Annotated in this window: 20 protein-coding genes and 4 pseudogenes; 12 read left to right on the forward strand and 12 right to left on the reverse strand. The window is 53.3% G+C overall.

Annotation, left to right across the window (positions count from 1 at the left end):
* Nucleotides 1-83: 83 nt before the first annotated feature.
* The 6 genes and pseudogenes from MW898_RS23730 to MW898_RS23755 all read left to right on the forward strand — a co-directional run bounded on the left by MW898_RS23730 (nt 84) and on the right by MW898_RS23755 (nt 5,039).
* Entirely contained in the window at nt 84-1,127 is a 1,044-nt protein-coding gene (locus tag MW898_RS23730; protein WP_248910779.1) for an ABC transporter ATP-binding protein, read from the forward strand.
* Nucleotides 1,124-2,026: an ABC transporter permease gene (locus tag MW898_RS23735; RefSeq protein ID WP_248910780.1), complete on the forward strand. Its 903-nt coding sequence runs from the start codon at nt 1,124-1,126 to the stop codon at nt 2,024-2,026. Before MW898_RS23730 ends, MW898_RS23735 begins: the two co-directional genes overlap by 4 nt.
* A gap of 8 nt (nt 2,027-2,034) precedes the next feature.
* Nucleotides 2,035-2,613 (forward strand): annotated as a pseudogene (locus MW898_RS23740) (transposase); the annotation flags it as partial.
* Between the two features lie 247 nt (nt 2,614-2,860).
* Entirely contained in the window at nt 2,861-3,268 is a 408-nt protein-coding gene (locus MW898_RS23745; protein WP_248910781.1) for a Rossmann-fold NAD(P)-binding domain-containing protein, read from the forward strand.
* Nucleotides 3,269-3,576: 308 nt separating this feature from the next.
* Nucleotides 3,577-3,903 (forward strand): deaminase, encoded by a 327-nt coding sequence (locus MW898_RS23750; RefSeq protein ID WP_264556733.1) that lies wholly within the window; start codon nt 3,577-3,579, stop codon nt 3,901-3,903.
* A gap of 173 nt (nt 3,904-4,076) precedes the next feature.
* Nucleotides 4,077-5,039 (forward strand): PLP-dependent cysteine synthase family protein, encoded by a 963-nt coding sequence (locus MW898_RS23755; protein WP_248910296.1) that lies wholly within the window; start codon nt 4,077-4,079, stop codon nt 5,037-5,039.
* Nucleotides 5,040-5,221: 182 nt separating this feature from the next.
* On the opposite strand, the pseudogene MW898_RS23760 reads toward MW898_RS23755, so the two are convergent.
* The 6 genes and pseudogenes from MW898_RS23760 to MW898_RS23785 form a co-directional block, all read right to left on the reverse strand.
* A pseudogene (locus tag MW898_RS23760) lies at nt 5,222-5,429 on the reverse strand (DMT family transporter); the annotation flags it as partial.
* 252 nt (nt 5,430-5,681) lie between these two features.
* Nucleotides 5,682-6,122 (reverse strand): annotated as a pseudogene (locus MW898_RS26540) (transposase); the annotation flags it as partial.
* A complete protein-coding gene (locus MW898_RS23770) occupies nt 6,112-6,945 on the reverse strand; it encodes an ABC transporter permease (RefSeq protein WP_248910782.1) in 834 nt (277 codons plus the stop codon). The gene MW898_RS23770 and the pseudogene MW898_RS26540, both read right to left, overlap by 11 nt.
* A complete protein-coding gene (locus MW898_RS23775) occupies nt 6,942-7,940 on the reverse strand; it encodes an ABC transporter ATP-binding protein (RefSeq protein ID WP_248910783.1) in 999 nt (332 codons plus the stop codon). Before MW898_RS23775 ends, MW898_RS23770 begins: the two co-directional genes overlap by 4 nt.
* A 380-nt stretch (nt 7,941-8,320) precedes the next feature.
* Nucleotides 8,321-8,506, reverse strand: a complete 186-nt coding sequence (locus tag MW898_RS23780; protein WP_248910784.1) for a hypothetical protein — start codon at nt 8,504-8,506, stop codon at nt 8,321-8,323.
* On the reverse strand, nt 8,503-9,726 hold the full coding sequence (locus MW898_RS23785) for an MFS transporter (protein ID WP_248910785.1): 1,224 nt from the start codon (nt 9,724-9,726) through the stop codon (nt 8,503-8,505). The genes MW898_RS23780 and MW898_RS23785 overlap by 4 nt, the downstream gene beginning before the upstream one ends.
* A gap of 111 nt (nt 9,727-9,837) precedes the next feature.
* Here MW898_RS23785 and MW898_RS23790 point away from each other — a divergent pair, with 111 nt between their 5' ends.
* The 4 genes from MW898_RS23790 (at nt 9,838) to MW898_RS23805 (ending at nt 12,411) form a co-directional block, all read left to right on the forward strand.
* Nucleotides 9,838-10,701, forward strand: coding sequence for a DUF7351 domain-containing protein (locus tag MW898_RS23790; RefSeq protein ID WP_248910786.1), 864 nt, complete (start codon nt 9,838-9,840; stop codon nt 10,699-10,701).
* A gap of 231 nt (nt 10,702-10,932) precedes the next feature.
* Nucleotides 10,933-11,592, forward strand: coding sequence for a hypothetical protein (locus MW898_RS23795; protein WP_248910787.1), 660 nt, complete (start codon nt 10,933-10,935; stop codon nt 11,590-11,592).
* A 145-nt stretch (nt 11,593-11,737) separates the two neighbouring features.
* Nucleotides 11,738-12,118 carry a hypothetical protein gene (locus tag MW898_RS23800; RefSeq protein WP_248910788.1) on the forward strand — a complete coding sequence of 127 codons (381 nt, stop codon included), beginning with the start codon at nt 11,738-11,740 and terminating at the stop codon, nt 12,116-12,118.
* Nucleotides 12,119-12,141: 23 nt separating this feature from the next.
* The gene (locus tag MW898_RS23805; RefSeq protein WP_248910789.1) at nt 12,142-12,411 is read left to right on the forward strand and encodes a hypothetical protein; all 270 of its coding nucleotides are present in this window, start codon (nt 12,142-12,144) and stop codon (nt 12,409-12,411) included.
* Nucleotides 12,412-12,622: 211 nt separating this feature from the next.
* Here MW898_RS23805 and MW898_RS23810 read toward each other — a convergent pair whose 3' ends face one another.
* The 4 genes and pseudogenes from MW898_RS23810 to MW898_RS23825 all read right to left on the reverse strand — a co-directional run.
* Nucleotides 12,623-12,823, reverse strand: a complete 201-nt coding sequence (locus MW898_RS23810; RefSeq protein WP_248910790.1) for a hypothetical protein — start codon at nt 12,821-12,823, stop codon at nt 12,623-12,625.
* Nucleotides 12,824-13,869: 1,046 nt separating this feature from the next.
* Nucleotides 13,870-14,136 carry a hypothetical protein gene (locus tag MW898_RS23815; protein ID WP_248910791.1) on the reverse strand — a complete coding sequence of 89 codons (267 nt, stop codon included), beginning with the start codon at nt 14,134-14,136 and terminating at the stop codon, nt 13,870-13,872.
* An 80-nt stretch (nt 14,137-14,216) separates the two neighbouring features.
* Nucleotides 14,217-14,417, reverse strand: coding sequence for a hypothetical protein (locus tag MW898_RS23820; RefSeq protein ID WP_248910792.1), 201 nt, complete (start codon nt 14,415-14,417; stop codon nt 14,217-14,219).
* A gap of 152 nt (nt 14,418-14,569) precedes the next feature.
* Nucleotides 14,570-14,692, reverse strand: a pseudogene (locus tag MW898_RS23825) (IS5/IS1182 family transposase); the annotation flags it as partial.
* A gap of 486 nt (nt 14,693-15,178) precedes the next feature.
* On the opposite strand from MW898_RS23825, the gene MW898_RS23830 reads away from it, so the two are divergent.
* Together MW898_RS23830 and MW898_RS23835 are read left to right on the forward strand one after the other, a co-directional pair.
* A complete protein-coding gene (locus tag MW898_RS23830) occupies nt 15,179-15,496 on the forward strand; it encodes a hypothetical protein (RefSeq protein ID WP_248910793.1) in 318 nt (105 codons plus the stop codon).
* 192 nt (nt 15,497-15,688) lie between these two features.
* Nucleotides 15,689-16,081 carry a cupin domain-containing protein gene (locus tag MW898_RS23835; RefSeq protein WP_248910794.1) on the forward strand — a complete coding sequence of 131 codons (393 nt, stop codon included), beginning with the start codon at nt 15,689-15,691 and terminating at the stop codon, nt 16,079-16,081.
* Between the two features lie 130 nt (nt 16,082-16,211).
* Here MW898_RS23835 and MW898_RS23840 read toward each other — a convergent pair whose 3' ends face one another.
* On the reverse strand, nt 16,212-16,799 hold the full coding sequence (locus tag MW898_RS23840) for a DUF8121 family protein (protein WP_248910795.1): 588 nt from the start codon (nt 16,797-16,799) through the stop codon (nt 16,212-16,214).
* A 274-nt stretch (nt 16,800-17,073) separates the two neighbouring features.
* Nucleotides 17,074-17,307 (reverse strand): hypothetical protein, encoded by a 234-nt coding sequence (locus MW898_RS23845; RefSeq protein ID WP_248910796.1) that lies wholly within the window; start codon nt 17,305-17,307, stop codon nt 17,074-17,076.
* Nucleotides 17,308-17,658: the final 351 nt, after the last annotated feature.

Here is a 17,658-nt window from a genome sequence, read left to right on the forward strand (position 1 = left end):
CGAGAAAGCAATAAGGGTTGCAGCAACTCTCCGAAAGGAGTTACTGCACGACCAATTCGGAACGCAACGGAGGGATTGTGATCATGTCTATCCAAACGACTGAAACACCGAAGGTTTCCGCAACGTCGATCACAGCGAAGAACGTCGAACTCACGTATTCGGACGGCACCCGAGCGGTGCGCGGCATTGACCTCGAAATCCCCGAGGGAGAGTTCTTCGGATTTTTAGGGCCGAACGGCGCGGGCAAGACCACCGCTATCAAGACACTTGTGACACTGTTACGTCCTACTGCTGGGTCGGTGACGGTCAACGGGTTCGATGTCGTCGACGAAGCGCGCGCCGTCCGGTCGTCTATCGGCTATATGGCCCAAGAAACAAGCGTGGACGAAGAACTCACCGCCCGCGAAAATATCCGCTTCGCCTGCGAGACATACGGCGTCCCCCGGAGCGAGCGTGCCGGGCGAATCGGCGACCTGTTAGCCCTCGTCGATCTCGCGGATGTGGCCGACAAGCAGGCCCAAGAATTCTCTGGTGGGATGAAAAAACGCCTCGACGTGGCGACCGCCCTAGTGCATGAGCCACCACTCGTCTTCCTCGACGAACCCACGACAGGGCTAGACCCCCGTGCGCGCAATCGCCTGTGGGAGTACTTTCAGGAGATCAACCAGCAGGGGACGACGGTGTTTCTGACGACCCAGTACTTAGAGGAGGCCGACGAACTTTGCGACCGTCTGTCGGTGATTCACCACGGCGAGATCGTCGCTACCGATTCGCCGGACGCGCTCAAATCACAGGTCGGCGGTGACATACTCGAAATCACGCTTGCAGATCCGACTGATGAGCAGCGAGCGCACGCCCGAGGAGTCGCCCGCGAGTCGGGACTGTTCGAGGGAGATACGATCGAATCCACTAACGAGGGTATCGCTATCGCGTCCGAGCACGCGCGTCGGGCTGGTACTGACCTCCTGGTAGCGCTACGGGAAGCGGGCTTCACTGTGACGGGGTTCGACGTTCACTCGCCGACGCTTGATGACGTCTTCCTCGCCATCACCGGCGAGACAGCGAACGACAAGACACCGAACGAAGAACAGCCGGACGATTCCGTCCAACCGGAGATGAGCCGATGAGTACAACTAAAACTGAGAGGGCGGTCGAGCAGAGGGCGACTGGCAACAGCTTCCCCGTCGATGTATGGATTACACTCAAGCGCTGGCTGCGGAAAACCCGCCGGAATCCGTTTGTGATATTCGGTGCCCTGATAACACCCATTATCCTCCTCGTGTTGTTCTCTCAGCTCTTCGGGCAGATCACCGAAGACGCTCTCAGGGGAGCGATCGGCACGGGTGTCTCGTATGTCACCTACCTCACGCCAGCCGTCGTCATTTTGATGGCCATGGAGGCGGCGGGCAACTCTGGGATAGGTCTGGTCGATGACATGGAAAACGGTATGTTCGAGAAAGTGCTGGCCTCACCGACCCATCGTGGAGCGATCTTCCTCGGAAAGGCTCTCTCGGATATGGTACTGATCATCGTTCAGACGGTGATGACACTCGGGCTCGGGTACGTGGTGTTGTGGATCGATTCGAGTGGTTCGGTCGGGACGTACATCCAGACAGGATTGTTGGGCGTGCTCGGGATCATCGCCATCGTCATCGTGTTTTCACTGGCGTTTACGGCCTTTTCGAACATCGCTGCCCTCGTGACACGGGACTCAGAATCGACCACCGTCTTGGTGAATCTGCTGCCGTATCCCCTAGTCTTCATGTCGAATGCCTTCTTGCCGATCAGTGTCTTGCCGGAATGGATGCAGGCGGTGGCAACGGTCAATCCGGTCACGTACGGCGTCGGTGCCGCGCGGGCGCTGATGTTCGGCCAGGACGTGCTCACTGTGCTCAACGTGACGGCGTTCTCTGGCATCTGGAGCACTATCGTGCCAGCGATGGTGGTTCTCGGTGTGCTTGATCTCGCGCTCGGTGGGATCGCTGTCGCTTTGTTACGACGTGTGTCAAGTTCACAAGCCAGCTGATTCACCAAATGGGGATCGTCAGACCATCTCACCGTTTGTTCGCCCTCAACCCTAACAGAGCAGGCGATATCCTTGACGAATTCGTCTCTGTTGTCACGACTATCGTTCGGTCGTGGTGTGAACGCGCTACGGACTATATTGACATCGAGACGCTGATCTGTGACCTACCGACTGACCGTCTCACGTTCCTCGCACACGATTCATCTGCGCCCTATTCAGGGCCGTATCCGATGTCGATACTGGTCCGGATGTTCCTTCTCGAAGAGATCAACGATTGGGACGAGACTGCACTCCACGACTACCTGCGAGCGAATCCCGCGCTCCGCCGCGATCTCGGATTCGAGTCACTCCCAGCGCAATCAACGTTCTGGCGAGGCTGGAATCACCGCTTCAGCGAGGAACTGCGCGACGCCGTAAGAGAGTGTGCTGATCGAATCATCATGGCCGCGCGTTCCTGCGATATTCCCCTTCCCGAGCGAATCACCACCGACGAAACGGACGAATCGCGAACCGACGAGCCCCCGAAACACCAATTCGTCGCAGAGAAAACCGACCAGGTATGGCAGCAGGCAAAGCCGTTCGTGACCTCGCCGACGAGGCCCAGGCGTACGATCCCGCCATCCTCGTCAATAACGCGGGACTCTCCCGCGGAGAACGCCGTACCGCCGAGCTCGCCGGCCTGACTGTCGAGGAGACGCTCATCGTCAACCACCTCGCGCCGTACCTGCTCACGTACGAGTTGCTCGGGACGCTCCGTAGGGCTAACGATCCACGGGTGGTCGTCACCGCCTCCGGCGTTCATAGCCGCGCAACGGACCCGCTCGCGGACCCTCAATGATCGACTACGATCCGCTGGAAGCATACGCCCGCTCGAAGCTGGCGAATGTGGCATTCGTGATCGAGTTGGCCAAGCGACTGGCAGACACCAAACCCGACCTCACAGCGAACGCCCTCCACCCGGGGCTCGTCCCCGGCAGCCGCCTGTTCCGCGAGTCGGCGGTACACGTCCGGATCACCACGCGGCTTGCGTCGTTCGTCCCCTTCGTCGGCTCATCCGCGGAGCGCGCCGCCGACAGCCTCGTCCACCTCACGGCGGACGAGGAGACGGCCAACGTTTCCGGCGCGTACTTCTCCGGAACTGATCGGGCTTTCCCATCCGAGCAAGTGCGAGATCACGAGTTCCGCCAACGCCTCTGGACCGAGAGCGCCGATCTCGTGGGAGTGAATCCGGACTGGCCGTGAGAAAAATCCCTCCTATCAGCCGATCCATGAGGCTTGGTCGGACTACTTCTCCACTGGCTGCTCACTGGTGATGATACTCCCGACCAGGCGAACCAGCGATTCGACCGGTGTGTCATCGTCCTGCTTTCGCTAGCCGACGACGAGCCGCGCCTATCGAGACAACATCATCGCTGTGATGAGCCGTTGTATTGGAGCTTCCGGATTTTGAAATGAATGGCCATCCGACCACAGCTATATCTTACCAATCGATCGGCAGTCATCCACATCGTTTCTATTGGTAAGACACGGCGAGGCGACCGACATCGAATATCATCCCGAAAGATAGGACAACTGATAGGATTTGTCGCCACCCCGAACTCCATCTCGCGTACCGCGCGTGCCGAGAATACGACGCCGATGAGCGGTCTACGATGGTCATGTATACGAGCACTGAACCCTGCCCGATGTGTGCTGGCGGGATGACGACAGCTGGGTCCGGACGCGTCGTCTACTGTGTCGGAACTGATGAAATCGCGGCGTTCACAGGAAACGAGCCAACGGTCCGTTCCGCGGATATCCTAGATGACATCAGCGACGTTGTCGGACCCATTTTGAACGATGAAGGCCGCCAGATTCACCAGGAGTTCGACTGGTGACTCCTCCGAACGCCAATTTGCCGATCCGTGAGGTGTTATAGAAGAATTCACACACCGCTATGCGCTGTCCGATGAATGATTAGTATAGGGAAAGCAGTGACCGAAGCCCAATCCAACTGTCACAGAGCAATCTAACCGGTATCTCTAACTCCTAGACTAATAATTATCCCGGTATGGGCTCTCGAAACTATCTGAGCACGTTAGAGGCAATCGGTGAAACACCGATGGTTGATCTTCCATCACTTCGTCCCAAAGAAGGGGCATCGATTTCGGTGAAATGGGAGGGAGCCAATCCCACGGGAAGTCTCAAAGACCGGATGGCACTTGCCATAGTCAAGGCTGCCCGGAAGCGGGGAGACATTGAGCCAGGTGATCCCGTCGTTGAGTTCACCGGTGGAAGCACCGGTACGAGTCTCGCATTCGTCTGTGCCGTTCTCGGACATCCGTTTCATGTCGTCACAGCAGACTGCGTCGCAGACGAGAAGATTGCCTCGATGCGCGCGCTTGGAGCACAGGTCAACCTCGTCGAAACACCCGATGGAACCGCACACGATGGACTGTTCGACGACCTCCGTGAAGAAGCACTGAGGGTCCGTGACCAGACTGGCGCTTACTTCACTAACCAGTTCGAGAACCATGACCAGCTCGACGGGTACGAGGCATTCGGGAACGAGATTCTCAATCAGCGGCACGATGTCGATGAGTTCGTTATGATCGTCGGTACTGGTGGTTGTGCGATGGGTACTGCGCGAGCACTTCGTGGCGCCGATGCCAATGTTCGAATCTCCGTCGTCGAGCCTGCGGAGTCCCCAGTCCTCACAGAGGGAACGACTGGTGAACACAGTGTACAGGGGACGGCAATCGTCGGGTCACCACCGCTGGTTGACGACGACGCCTACGATCGGGTGTACACAATCCCGAATGAGGACGGCATCAAGTGTGTCCGCGAGATAGCGCAGGAAGAGGGTATACTCGTTGGAACGAGTACCGGGATGAACGTTACAGCTGCCCAGCAAATCGCCGCTAATCGTGATCCAGATGCCACTGTCGTTACAGTCGCCTGCGATACCGGGCTCAAGTATCTCTCCGGCGGACTGTACGAAGGACTCGAAGAGTCGACGTTCTGTCTCTGTTGAATCGAGGCGGTTTTCGAAACTCACTGTCGTTATCTGGAATTTATATTGATACAATATATCAACATATTAAATATTATGGTTGTCGATCGGTCTTTACTCAGATCTACTGAGAGGGCGGTTCACCGGAACGTGGATGAAATCACTCCTTGCGGAGAGTTCTATGAAACACTTGAGCCGTGTTGTTAGTGCCCTCCAGAGACGAGTTGGAGGCCGACGATTCCGAAGACGATTACAGATGAAGAGGAGGCGGACACTCGTCGCAGGTTCGTCGAATAGGACGATACCGAGCGAAGCGGTTCTGACAGCGCCGATCCCCGTCCAGACAGCATACGCAGTCCCGATCGGCAGGTCTTGTATCACTTTGGTGAGTAACACCATACTGATCTGAAGTCGGCTAGGTGGGCAGTTAATGCACGGACTGCCTATTTATTGCGACTTCTTTCTCCATGTATCGAGGAATCTACCGACAGTATTGAACTGAGCCCTTGGAATCAAGGCTGTGTGGGATGAAATGAACAGGTGGCTGGCAGGGCTGCCGCTCACGGACGGGCAATCACAGGGGACAGCTGAGCCTCAATCAGGTGGATCGAGGCCGTAGTACTGCTTCGCCACGGTCAGGAACTGGTTCGCGTCGACGCGCGGTGAGTAATTCGGGAGCGTCTCGAACCCGAGATCATGACGCAGCGAGGGATGCGCTCGGAGGTGGTCGTGGAGGGCAGTTTCGTCCCAGCCGTTGATCTCCTCGATGATGAAGCCCCGGACCAGTAGCGCCATTGGGTATGGTCCCGAGTACGGCGCTAACGAATCATGCGCGGTGAACGTACAGCGATCAATCGGCAGACCACGGACCAACGTCTCGATATCCGCGTAGTCCGTAGCACGCTCGCATTGCGATTACGCGATGGTGGCGACCTCCGTGACCAATCCATCAAGATCGTCGTCTATCTCTTTGGAATCGGTATCAAAAAAGCGGGACTGGGCGTGGCGGTCGGTGGAGATGTGAGTGAGAATTGGTGCGACTGTGTTCGCCGAATCATTCGATTGGTCTGCGGTCGGTGTCTTCGTTACTCTACTACGCCACATCAGTGCCTGACGCCTGGGTGAGCATACGGACAGCAATCGCACCGAACACAAGGTCAAGACCGATCAGAACCGCGAGATTAGAGAGGATCACGTCCCAAGACCAGCCGGTAATTATGAGCGCCCGTGTCGCGTCTACACCGTAGGTGACGGGGTTGACACTGCTGACGATCTGGATCCAGCCCGGCAACGTTTCGACGGGGAGAAACGCACTGGAGAGGAATAACAGAGGGAATACAAGTAAGTTCGTAAACAAGACTGTCGCCCCCGAATCGCGGGTGAGAAGAGCGACGATGATTGAGAATCCCACGTACCATCCGGCAAAGACGATACCGATGCCGATAATAACGAGTCCGCCCCACACACCGGTTGCAAAGGTTGCCCCGAACAACCACCCGAGTACTAAGATGATGACAATCTGAACGGTCACCATCGTCATCTCCGCGAGTGTTTTCCCCAAGAATATCCCAGCACGGCTCATCGGTGAAACTAGTACCTTTTCGAATATCCCATAATTTATATCGTCAAGTAGCTCTGTACCGGATGTCGCTGCTCCAGTGAGTGACACCATTATCACAATAGCGGGTAGCAAAAAACTCTCGTACACAATTGTTCCACTACCTCGACTGACTGCATCCGTCATCACCTGACCAAACACCTCCAGGAATAGGATGAGAAAGATCACCGGCTGAATGAGTGATCCAACGAGCGCGAACGGATTCCGAACCAACTTGCGACCCCACCGCATGAAGTTTGCCCATACATCAGTCCTGAAGGAGTTGTTGACCGACTTTTGGCCGGAATTGGTTGCGGTTTTGATGGTCATTGTGTCACCTCTGGGGTCACCTGATCGTCATGTGTTTGAGAGTCTTCGATGTGTTCACCTGTGATCGCAAGGAACACATCATCAAGCGTTGGTGTACGGATAGCAAATCCTGTTATAGCTACGTCCGCATTAAGCAGTTCCAGTAAGAGGTCCTGGCTGTGGTTCTGTACTGCCCGTGAGGCTACACTCAGTCCATCCGGTCTGCTCTCAATAGTGGGCTCGTCCGGAAAGACCGATGACTTGTGTACTACCTCAGCGGCGCGCGTACGCATATCGTCTTCATCTTCAATTTCAAGGTCAAGGATGTCACCGCCGACCTGTTGTTTGAGTTCAGTTGGCGAACCGGTTGCAATGATTTCTCCATCAAGAATAATTCCGATACGGTCGCAAAGCTGGTCAGCTTCCTCAAGATATTGTGTAGTAAGGAAGATCGTTGTCCCCTCACTGTTGATGCGCCGAAAGTAGTCCCAGAGCCGATTTCGTGCTTTCGGATCGAGCCCCGTTGTCGGCTCGTCGAGAAATACTAACGATGGCTGGTGAACCAACGCCGTCGCGGCGTCCAACCGCTTTTGCATTCCGCCAGAGAAATCATCGGGTCGTTTATCTGCTACATCTGTGAGATCAGTGAGCTCAAGCAATTCTTCAATGCGATGCTCGCGCTCGGAATGGGGAACGTTGTAGGCCTCACAGGCAAATCTAATATTCTCGCGGGCAGTGAGCTGATAATCGACGAGAGTCTCCTGAGCCATGTAGCCAATGGATTGGCGAATCAGCCGTGGATCGGTTTTCGCGTCGAAGCCGTTGACCTCCGCCATCCCGGCAGTCGGTTGCAGCAGTGTCGCAAGAATCTTGATGGTCGTGGTCTTTCCTGCCCCGTTTGGACCCAGGAACCCGAAGAACTCTCCATCGGGTATCTCTAGGTCAATTCCTTTGACTGCCTCGGTTCCATCACTGTAGGTCAGTTCGACATCTTCTATAACGATGGTATTGGTCATGAAACCACCCCGTTCAGAAGGAAATTGTCAATAATAGATGAGATGTTGGATTTCACTTGTTTACTCGTATTCATTATCGTGATTGTTTCTCCGCCGGGAGAGAAACTCCAGGTGGCCAGTCGCTTCATACTCAGGACTTGAGGGAGGGAACCAGATAATGTTTCTGAACAATCATGTTACGTACGTACCATGGTACGTTTGTCCCACGTTAAAGGCATTTAGAGCGCGCGAACGACAGATGTGTGAATTGCACAGGAAAAGTAATCATTCAGATATATCTGGTCTCCATATAGTCGATTTAGTCATTCAATTCTTAATACATATATCAATTAAACTAAATTTTATACTCGGTCGTGCATGAGAGATTTACCTGCCTGGCTTCAGGTCTCGACATCGGCATAGTCCGTGGCGTGCTCGTACTGCGATTGTGCGATGATAGTGACAGCCAAGACAACGCCCTCAAGATCGCTCTCCGGCTTTGACGGATCTGCGTGGAGAATTTGAGCCCACTCATGGTGACTATCCTCACCGAGAGCGAGGAGCGGCGTGATCGGACTCGATGTCATGAAGAAGTGACTGATTCGTGTTCCGTTTCCATCTCCAGGAATGGTCGTCCAATAATGAGAATGAAGAACACTCCTACAGCGAGGACCCCGCCAGACACCACCAGTACCCACAGGGGTGAGGTAGCGTCTGCAACCCATCCGCTTGCGACTTGCGCTGGGACACTCACTAACGAACTCACCAGCGCCAGCGAACTGATTATGGTCGCCCGGACGGCGGAATCAATGCGGTGGTTGACATATCCACTAGCGAGCGCGCGTGTTGCGTCGAATGTCCCCCGAGCAAACACGAACACCGGAAGGGCGAACAATGGAATAATTGTGAGTGACAACAACCCCCCAGCGATGAGCAACGGAACGGCGAAAAACCAGCGACGGTACCCAACTCGGGTCTCAATCACACTTATGTTGTAGCTAATAATCGCAGCGAGGAGGCTGAATGCGGCGTACAGCCAGCCAAGAAGGGACTTGACGGTACCAGATGTCACGCCAGCGTTCACAAGCACAGTCTTCGTGACCGGCTGGACTTGAAGAATGAGTATGTCAATAATGGGTACAAAAAGCGTGAAATAGTAGACAATGAACCAGCGAAGCGATGGGTGAGAAAGCGACGTACTAATCACGCGGAAGATGTCTCCAACACCCAGCGATTGTGACCTGCTTGATCTAGTCGGTTCCGGTAACGGAACGAGGGCGAGAAGACCAAGAGCGCTCACAGCAGCCGCGACGAAAAACGGAAGCGAGAGATCAATTTGACCCAGATACCCGCCGAGAATCGACCCAACACCTCCGACGAACAATCCGGCCGCTGTTCCGCGTCCCTTGACCGTTGTGAATACCATGCTGGATGACCGATCGGCGAGCGTATCGTACAACCACGCGTCGTCGCTTCCGGATCGGAAGTTGTACCCCATTGACCAGATAACGTAGAAACCGATCAAGACGGAAAATGTCTCTGTGAGTCCGATACCAATCAGAGCGACAGTGATGAGAGCCGTGCCAACCAGCAAACTATTGCGGCGACCAAGCCGATCTCCAAGGTATCCCGTCGGGACTTCACCGAGTACCGTCGTTAGCGCATAGAGTCCTTCGAGGAGTGCGACCTGTGTGTATGTCAACCCTTGTGCAAGCAGATAGAGGATGAGGATCGGTCGGTAGAACCCGACTGCTTTCGTTGCCTTATAGCAGTAATAGAGCTTAACTGGTCGGTGGGACAATCGCATACGCTACCCTACGAATCCGACACATGAAACAATTCTGAGCATATTATTGCACATAGATTGCTGACATATGTTCTCAGGAGCGTCTATATCCCCTCCGCGATAACCTAGTGTATGGACGATAGTTCGGAGATCGGAGATATCTTAGCAGCAATCGGGAACGAGCGCCGGATCGCAATTCTCTATGAACTCCAGCAAGCGTATCGCCATGACGAATCCAGCCTTCCATACGCAACTCTCAAGCGACGTGTCGGCATCCGAGATAGTGGGAACTTTAACTATCACCTCCAGCAGCTCGTTGGACGGTTCGTATTCGAAGCAGACGACGGATATGCGCTCACGTATGCCGGTCGAAAGATCGTCAGTGCTCTCTCTGCGGGTATCTTCACTGAACGGGCTGGCAAGCGACGTTTGGACGCTTCAGGAACCTGTTACGCCTGTGGTGAAGCAGCCCTCGTCGCGCGGTACGAACAGGAACGTTTGTACATTACCTGTCAGGCGTGTGGTGAGGAAGTGTTTCACGCTCCGTTTCCACCGGCACCAGTTGCTCAACGTGACGACCGACTCCACGCGTTCGAGGTATGGTCACGGCGATGGAACGCACTTGCGGCTACGGGAACATGTCCGGAATGTGGCTCAGAAATGAACACGACATTGACTACTCAGACTCCGATGACAAGTATCGGCAATGTGAGCCATCGATTCTTGTATACCTGTACGAACTGCTGGGCACGTGTGTATCTCCCGGTTGGTTGTGCGGTTCGCGATCATCCGTCCGTCATCGGATTCCATGCCTCTCATAATGCCGAACTCGATACCCAACCGCTATGGAATCTTTCCTGGGCGCTGAGTTGCGAGTACACCACTTTCGATAGCGATCACTCATGCGTTCACCTCCGGATACCAATCGAAACCGATGAACTTCACCTATCCGTCGACGATGGCGGGACTATTGTTTCAGTAGCTGAAGTTGGGTAGGTGAGATTTGGCAGTCCTATTCTCCTGCAAGATGTATGCTGTCGGAATAATTTTCAGTATTACTGATGATGGGCAGGTAAGATTCGTCATGCACGCCCCTGTGAAATTTGAACTCTGGATATAGATTCAGCACATGTTGTGCATGAGAAAACCAGCTGCCTGACTCCAGAATTATTGAAAGAAACACTGGTATTCCGACCGATGAAACAAAGACGTTTGTGACAACTATCGATGATCAATCATCGTTTCGTATACCGGTTTTTCAGGGAGAACAATATAGCGGCTGAAAATGAGTACTGTGGAGAACTCACCCTAACAGACATCTCTCCTGCGAACGCAGAGGAACTGAATGTCGAGATAACAGTCAACGTCGACGAAAACAGGCAGGTCATGGTCGAACTCCATGCAGCCGATGCAACGGTTAGCGAGCGTATTCCTCTGGAAGAACTCGGCTACGACCACGAATTCACTCGTCAGGTCGCCCCGGGAGTGATTGCGCGCGATCGACGGCTCGTACCGCTAGCATCTAGAACAGGTTTCTCTGATTCGACGCACGGTCAGTCAGTTGGAGAGGTGAATCACACTCCCCCCGCCGAAGAACGAGACGAGTCCGTCACCCGTCCAGTCGAACACCCACCCACCTTCGAGCAGACTGAGGCGAGGCAGAGATATGTCAAACAGCTCATTCCTGTGCGAGATTCGATCGCGCGAACACTCACTCACGTTACCAACAACGACATTCGCAGCGGAATCGAAGCGATAGCGAGACAATTCATGGTCCTCATTTTTGGAGTAGAAGTGGGTGTCCAGTCCCCACAAAGATGTCACAGAATAATTTTCGCATTCTTTCGAAGCGTTCGAGATCATAGATACAGTGGATATCGTTATTGATCAGTTCTCCCTCCGAAAAAAGACTTAGTTGACATGTGTCCGCTGAGTTCTTGTCGACTATTGTCTATTCATCCCCATAATTACCAAAATTCAATTCAGGAAAACTATACCCTCACCCACAGCCAAGTGAGAAAAGTAAACACCTATGTCTGAACACATAATGCAACTCTCTACCTTCGATATTACGGAAGGTAAGTTGGAGGCCTTCAAGGCGAGCATAGAGAAATCAGTCACCTTCACTGAGGAAAACGGCCCGCAATTATTGGTGGAAGTCTATATCGATGAAGAGAACATGCAAGCGCATAGCTGCCAGATTCAACCCGACTCAGAGTCCATTCTGGCTCACTGGGATATGTCCGAACCATATATCGATGACGTGATGGAAGCCTGTACGATGAAGCGCTTGGATATCTACGGGCAGCCGAATGATGAAGTGATGGCGGGTCTGGAGGAGTTAGCGGAAAAGATCCCGGTGACTGTCACGCCACACTTCACCGGCTTCAGCCGGTTTCAAACGCAGATTTGAGAGACTGCGATGTCACGGAGCTCATGCGCGTCACCGAGCAGGCGTGGGCTGTGGCGTACGGCGATATCTTCTCTCGAGAGACAATCGATGCGACGATGGAAGAGTTACGCGAATCGGACGTGACGCGCCAGCTCACCGAACTCTTGGACGACGATAGCGAACAGCTCACAGGCAGCGACGAAACTGATGAGGACCTCTCTTCGTCTGAATCCGGGGGGAATCAAGAAGATCAAGCGGCCACGATTGACGCGGCGATTTCAACGTTCGAGAACGGCTCGCAAGATGCTAACTAGGTGCTTGTGGAACGTCACCCATCGATTGATGCGCTCCTTGCTCCGCCTGCCGCGAGATCAGCGCACAATCTGACAACTCTGGCAGTAAGATACAGGGATGGTTGCAGCACGAGAGCAGCGTGTCCCTCATCCACTGTGAGCCAGGACTGCTGGTGAGAGAACATGCGAATAGAAGAATCGTCACTCGTACTGGCGTATCACTATCCACCACTTAGTCCGGCTTCTCGACGGCCAACGAGAATCCCCAGCTAATCGTCGTCTTCGATGGATTTCCCGCCGTCACCGTTGCGTCTTCCCAAATATGAATATCCTCTTCCCATCGATAGGTGTTGGGTTGGAGATACCCCGACACTTGGTAATCGTCCCACACCTCATATTCTGTACGTATCGACTCTCCGGGTTCGTATTCCATTGGGCACACCCATACGTAGCGTATGCACGGTGCTGATCTGGTGACCTGTCTGGCATCCACCTGTTCCCTTTCTGGTCCATAGAGTCCGTGCTTTCGGCTCGGTACAGCCAGAGTCCTCTTGGCTCGTCACTGCCGCCACGTCCACGATTAAACAGGTCACAGCGGCCAGCCCTCACTGAAATTGCCCGTTTGGGCCCCTCGTTAGTTGTGCTGATACGTAATGTGGCTGGATGTGCATCCGTGATTGTCGATTCGAGTACCTCTGCATGGATTCGAATCTCATGATCCTCGGCGATGGAATCCTGATTAACGATGGAGACGTGGCGTGATCGGGCTGTACCGGCTGTACCTCTATTGAGACAGCCTGCCAGCCCTACTGCACCAATTCCTCCCAGCGTAGCGAGTAGGTCTCGACGTTGCATATACTCAATGCAAGACATATACGTATAAATAATTGGAAAAATAAAATGAATGATTGACTGATGCACGCCCACTATACAACAGCCGTTACGGTTGGCCGTGCGCCAATGGGCTGTCGGAGTGGGCATTCCGTCGACGACGAACTTATGGATGGAATTCAGGGAATGTTCTGACCTCACGTTCATGTTATTCTCTAATTTTCTGTTGTAGACACGTATACACAAGCCCAAATACCAGACCTCCTGCACCTCCTTGAACGACTGCAAAAAGCTAATCACCGTCAGCGATAGTCATTTCAAAGAATCCATATATTGCCATCGAAAACACAGACATGAATCCGGTGAATGTCCAGGGGTTCTATAAATCAACGGGCGACATACTAACGGAATTGCGCCAAGCTAACTAAATAATGTAGACTTGTTCTCAAGACGGCGGCTCGACCGATCCGTTACTGCCCAAACACGATCTGCCATATGAGTCATTCTATGCTCCTGTTAGAATCAAAAACACTAGCTCGATTGAGATCTGGTCTATTCAACGATCCTGGTGGTAAAATAGTGACTCTGTTGGAATTCTATTGCCTCGATGACTTTTCCGCAGAAACAGCTGTTAGGTAGGTGTTCATACTATTCGTTTGATACTGTCTGTTGGATTGCAAAGTAATAGAGCGGGACGAAACCCGGAATGATGAACGGATAAATGAGAGGTCCAACGATAGCCGACGCAGTTCTGGCGATACCGACTATGGCTGCTACTGTGACTAAAAAGTACCCGAGAAAGGTAACGTAGAGCGCGGTGGCAAGTCTAAGATACCAGAAGGCTACTGCGAGAGCGGTTATAGCTAACTGGCCCCACGCCCCAACTCGAAGCAACTTGACTGAATCATCCTCCATTTTCTCGTATACCAATACTGGATTACAATTACCGACATAATTGTGTCCTATCTGTCCCGGTACAGGGATCTGCGTGTGTATCACTCATCACTGGGACGTGCGTAGCGGTCGTACAGCCACCGTGGGGTATCGAGTACCGCTCCGACTATGATGACCACTCCAAGACCGAGGAGAAAATCGTCGGTGTAGTTGGCTGTGACATAGACCGCGAGGCTGGCGGCGAGAATTCTGTACACCCTGACCAAATCCCACTCGAACAGTACAGCCCGGAGGGCAGACATGGCCTGATAGTAGTACAGGACCAATGATGTATCTTATTGGACGGTCGGTAGCGACCTGCTGGCCTGACACACAGACGCTCAATAGCTAACGTTCAGAGCGCCTTGTCGATGTTGTGAGTGAGACAGCCGACAATGAGTTCACGGAACTGCTTCTACCAGTGCCGTGAGCGGACAAATATGCCGTATTTCCGCTTCAGGAGAAAATTCGCCGTCTTGTTCTGACTACGTTGGCCGTAGAGATCGGCGTCCAGTCGAGCATTCCACGCTCTGTGAAGTTTGAAGAGTAGTGAGAGACAGCTCGTCTGGCTACGTGAAAGTTTGCTCACCGAACTGGAGTCTCTGCGATTTTGGGAGGTTGTATCCGATCAGACTACCGGGCGGACCTGTAACTCTATGAGAATTTCAACAGAGTCAAAATAGTCTATATGTTGTATACGAACGTATCGATCTTGACGGTTGAATTTTAGGACAGGTTCACCAGTTCACTGATAGCATACAAAATAGCACTAATCCCAGCCAGAAGTCCTATTATACTCAGTACTGGACCAGAAGTGGGTTCCATGACTTGTATAGCGACTAATATGACGAGGAGAGCGAGTAATCGATCAGTACGGTCGGACATATGTCCATATCAAATCTGTTTCTTGTGAATCATTCGGTCCTTCATTAATATCGAACGATCAAGAGTATGAGTGAAACAGCAAGAGTGAGGTCACAAAATTGCTTCGACCAGTGTCGAGAACGGACGGATATACAGTGTAATGGAGATCTTCACGAACGCGGCTGCATATCCAGACGATGGTGGCCGGAAGATCAAGCGGCCCGTCATCCCCGACTACGAGTTCGAGGGCGACCTCGCCGATGTCGAGCGGGATATCATCGTCGTTCCAGAAACTCCACGGGACGACGACGGCCAGAAAGAACGCCTCACACCGGCAGATCTGGCACTCTGTCGGGAAGATGAGCCGAACGTGCCACTCACCAAGATCCTTGACGACAACGAACAGTCTTTCAGCGAAGAAGAAATGACCGAGCCTCCTAGCGCCAACCTCAAAGACGGTATGCAAGAGATGTTCTAATGGCTTACTCTGTTGCAAACATCAACTGATGATGCTTTAGTGAGAATGTGCTGCATAGAGGGCGCATACTCAGCGATTTCTAGCGTTCAGAAGAGACGGCTACTGAAGAGAAACGGAAACACTCGTTCGGATGCGGCTCTCACGCCAAATCCCGGACCATCACTTTAATATCTATTACCAGTTGCAGGAGATATGGGATACCACCTCATTGATCCCGACGATCTTGACCAGTGGGACGACCGTGGGACTGACGTCCGGTCACTCAGTGTTGCGGCCGGATATGACTACCAAAACTCGAAGATTGGCCTCCGCGTCTACGAACTCTCACCCGGTGAGCAGTCGGGGCTGCGCTACCACTCCCACGACGAGCAAGTCGAAGTGTTTTACGTCCTACAGGGCGCTCTGCACGTCGAAACACCGGATGAAGAGTACGTCGTCGAAACCGACCAAGCTCTCTTTGTCGACCCCGGGAGCCCACAACGTGCCTTCAATCCCACCGACGCCGACACGACCACACGCGCCCTCGCCATCGGAGCGCCATCAGTTGACGATGCCCGCACGTACGAACCGTCGACCGACGCTTGACGGGAAACTGTAGACAATCTCTCGGCCGTATTTAGACGCTGAATGATCCGCTGTATACTTATCATCCAGCGCCTCATGCTTCGACTCCGCTTGTGAGACTGATTCAGTGATCAACTACAAGGACGTTCAACTACTGATTGTCAAGTTCCGGATACTCTAGCTGGAGTTCACCATCGAGGATGTAATCACTGCTGAGAACACCATTGCCTGCGAGTTCGATTGTTACGCGGATGTTGAGAGCTGTCGCCGTTTCTGATCTTGGGAAGACGATGAGATTGAGTGTACTGATCGTTTCGTCTGCGAGGTCGTCCAGATCAGTGATCTCGATAATCGTTCCGAGGGCCCGATCGGGCGTGTAGAGTGCTATCGATGGTGGTGGAGAGCTATCACCTTCAACTGGGGAGATGACAGCGACCTCTGCGAGAGATTCCGTTGCTGTTTCTGGCATCTGCACTCTTAATTTGATGGAGGTAACGTGTGTTCCTTCTCGATGCCAGATTTCGGTTGAGAGATCGATTCGGCCGGATTCTACGCTCCCATCGACACCGAAATGTCCCACTTCTTCGCTATTCGATGTGAAAACGAGAGCCTTTCTTCCACTCGATTCCGTGTTCACAGTCGGGTCAGAGAGGGTTTGGTTCTCTGCTAGTCCACTACACCCTGCTGTTGCTGCGATTCCAACACTGGATACTACCGTGAGATACGTCCGTCGGTTCATACCGGTGACATACCGTTCTACTTGGTAAAGGATGGTCTCTCTCCCGTCTAAGCAAGGCCCGACCTCTCTATTCAGCAGCTGACTCGTATCCGGATCTGAAAGCTTCAACAGCGTCTAGCTGCTCTCCCCGTCTGTCTCTCAACTGGTGCTACTGTAGCGAGCGTGTGCTGCACAAAGGCATGATTCGGGCACAGACCATCGGCCAGCGGAGAGAAGGCTGTTCATCTAACTTATATGACTGAGTCGATCACAGCGGACCAAGCTCTCCGTTTGGTCAATTCTCCGAACGGATATCGATGTGATGGACTGCTTCGGGGGAGATGAGCCGGCCAGTTGGAAGTTCGAGCCATCCGTCACCACGCATTCGGACAGGACCTTCGTGGAGGACGACGTCGTTCTCACGGTCTCCATACACAACCACGTCGTCGTACTGGTGTTCGAAAATCTCCCGAAATGCGTCTCGAATGGCTTCCGGTACGAATGAGTCAGTGCTGACGGGATAGACCATACGCTCCATTATACGTGATAGGTGATAGGTGTGCTGCCACGAACCATCTCGACAGACTCGCACGCTCGGTCTGTCAGTGTATTCAGCAACTCTACAGAGAAACAAAGGAGAATCAGTTGCTGAACACATTTTCTCCATTCAGCAGCCGATTCGTATCCGATTCTGCGGGCGTCAACACTATCTACCTGCTCTCCTCGTCTGTCTCGAAGACGTTTCGGAACCGCTCTTCTCCCATGATCTCCTTGGCTTGCTGTTTTGTGAACGTCTCTGTATGGACGCCGATCTGCATCACGATGTCCTTGAGTTAGTCACTGTCAGCCCCGACCGCGTCGACACGCTGGTGCAATTGAT

The sequence above is a fragment of the Halocatena marina genome (assembly GCF_023276375.1).
GTDB lineage: Archaea > Halobacteriota > Halobacteria > Halobacteriales > Haloarculaceae > Halocatena > Halocatena marina.

Bases quoted from the DNA above. Each gene is read 5' to 3' on its own strand.
- MW898_RS23830 (WP_248910793.1), top strand. From the start codon at position 15,179: ATGGAGATCTTCACGAACGCGGCTGCATATCCAGACGATGGTGGCCGG.
- MW898_RS23790 (WP_248910786.1), top strand. From the start codon at position 9,838: ATGGACGATAGTTCGGAGATCGGAGATATCTTAGCAGCAATCGGGAAC.
- MW898_RS23745 (WP_248910781.1), top strand. From the start codon at position 2,861: ATGATCGACTACGATCCGCTGGAAGCATACGCCCGCTCGAAGCTGGCG.
- MW898_RS23785 (WP_248910785.1), bottom strand. From the start codon at position 9,726: ATGCGATTGTCCCACCGACCAGTTAAGCTCTATTACTGCTATAAGGCA.
- MW898_RS23805 (WP_248910789.1), top strand. From the start codon at position 12,142: ATGCGCGTCACCGAGCAGGCGTGGGCTGTGGCGTACGGCGATATCTTC.
- MW898_RS23845 (WP_248910796.1), bottom strand. From the start codon at position 17,307: ATGGTCTATCCCGTCAGCACTGACTCATTCGTACCGGAAGCCATTCGA.
- MW898_RS23840 (WP_248910795.1), bottom strand. From the start codon at position 16,799: ATGAACCGACGGACGTATCTCACGGTAGTATCCAGTGTTGGAATCGCA.
- MW898_RS23735 (WP_248910780.1), top strand. From the start codon at position 1,124: ATGAGTACAACTAAAACTGAGAGGGCGGTCGAGCAGAGGGCGACTGGC.
- MW898_RS23820 (WP_248910792.1), bottom strand. From the start codon at position 14,417: ATGTCTGCCCTCCGGGCTGTACTGTTCGAGTGGGATTTGGTCAGGGTG.
- MW898_RS23770 (WP_248910782.1), bottom strand. From the start codon at position 6,945: ATGACCATCAAAACCGCAACCAATTCCGGCCAAAAGTCGGTCAACAAC.
- MW898_RS23835 (WP_248910794.1), top strand. From the start codon at position 15,689: ATGGGATACCACCTCATTGATCCCGACGATCTTGACCAGTGGGACGAC.
- MW898_RS23730 (WP_248910779.1), top strand. From the start codon at position 84: ATGTCTATCCAAACGACTGAAACACCGAAGGTTTCCGCAACGTCGATC.
- MW898_RS23755 (WP_248910296.1), top strand. From the start codon at position 4,077: ATGGGCTCTCGAAACTATCTGAGCACGTTAGAGGCAATCGGTGAAACA.
- MW898_RS23775 (WP_248910783.1), bottom strand. From the start codon at position 7,940: ATGACCAATACCATCGTTATAGAAGATGTCGAACTGACCTACAGTGAT.
- MW898_RS23780 (WP_248910784.1), bottom strand. From the start codon at position 8,506: ATGACATCGAGTCCGATCACGCCGCTCCTCGCTCTCGGTGAGGATAGT.
- MW898_RS23800 (WP_248910788.1), top strand. From the start codon at position 11,738: ATGTCTGAACACATAATGCAACTCTCTACCTTCGATATTACGGAAGGT.
- MW898_RS23810 (WP_248910790.1), bottom strand. From the start codon at position 12,823: ATGGAATACGAACCCGGAGAGTCGATACGTACAGAATATGAGGTGTGG.
- MW898_RS23815 (WP_248910791.1), bottom strand. From the start codon at position 14,136: ATGGAGGATGATTCAGTCAAGTTGCTTCGAGTTGGGGCGTGGGGCCAG.
- MW898_RS23795 (WP_248910787.1), top strand. From the start codon at position 10,933: ATGATCAATCATCGTTTCGTATACCGGTTTTTCAGGGAGAACAATATA.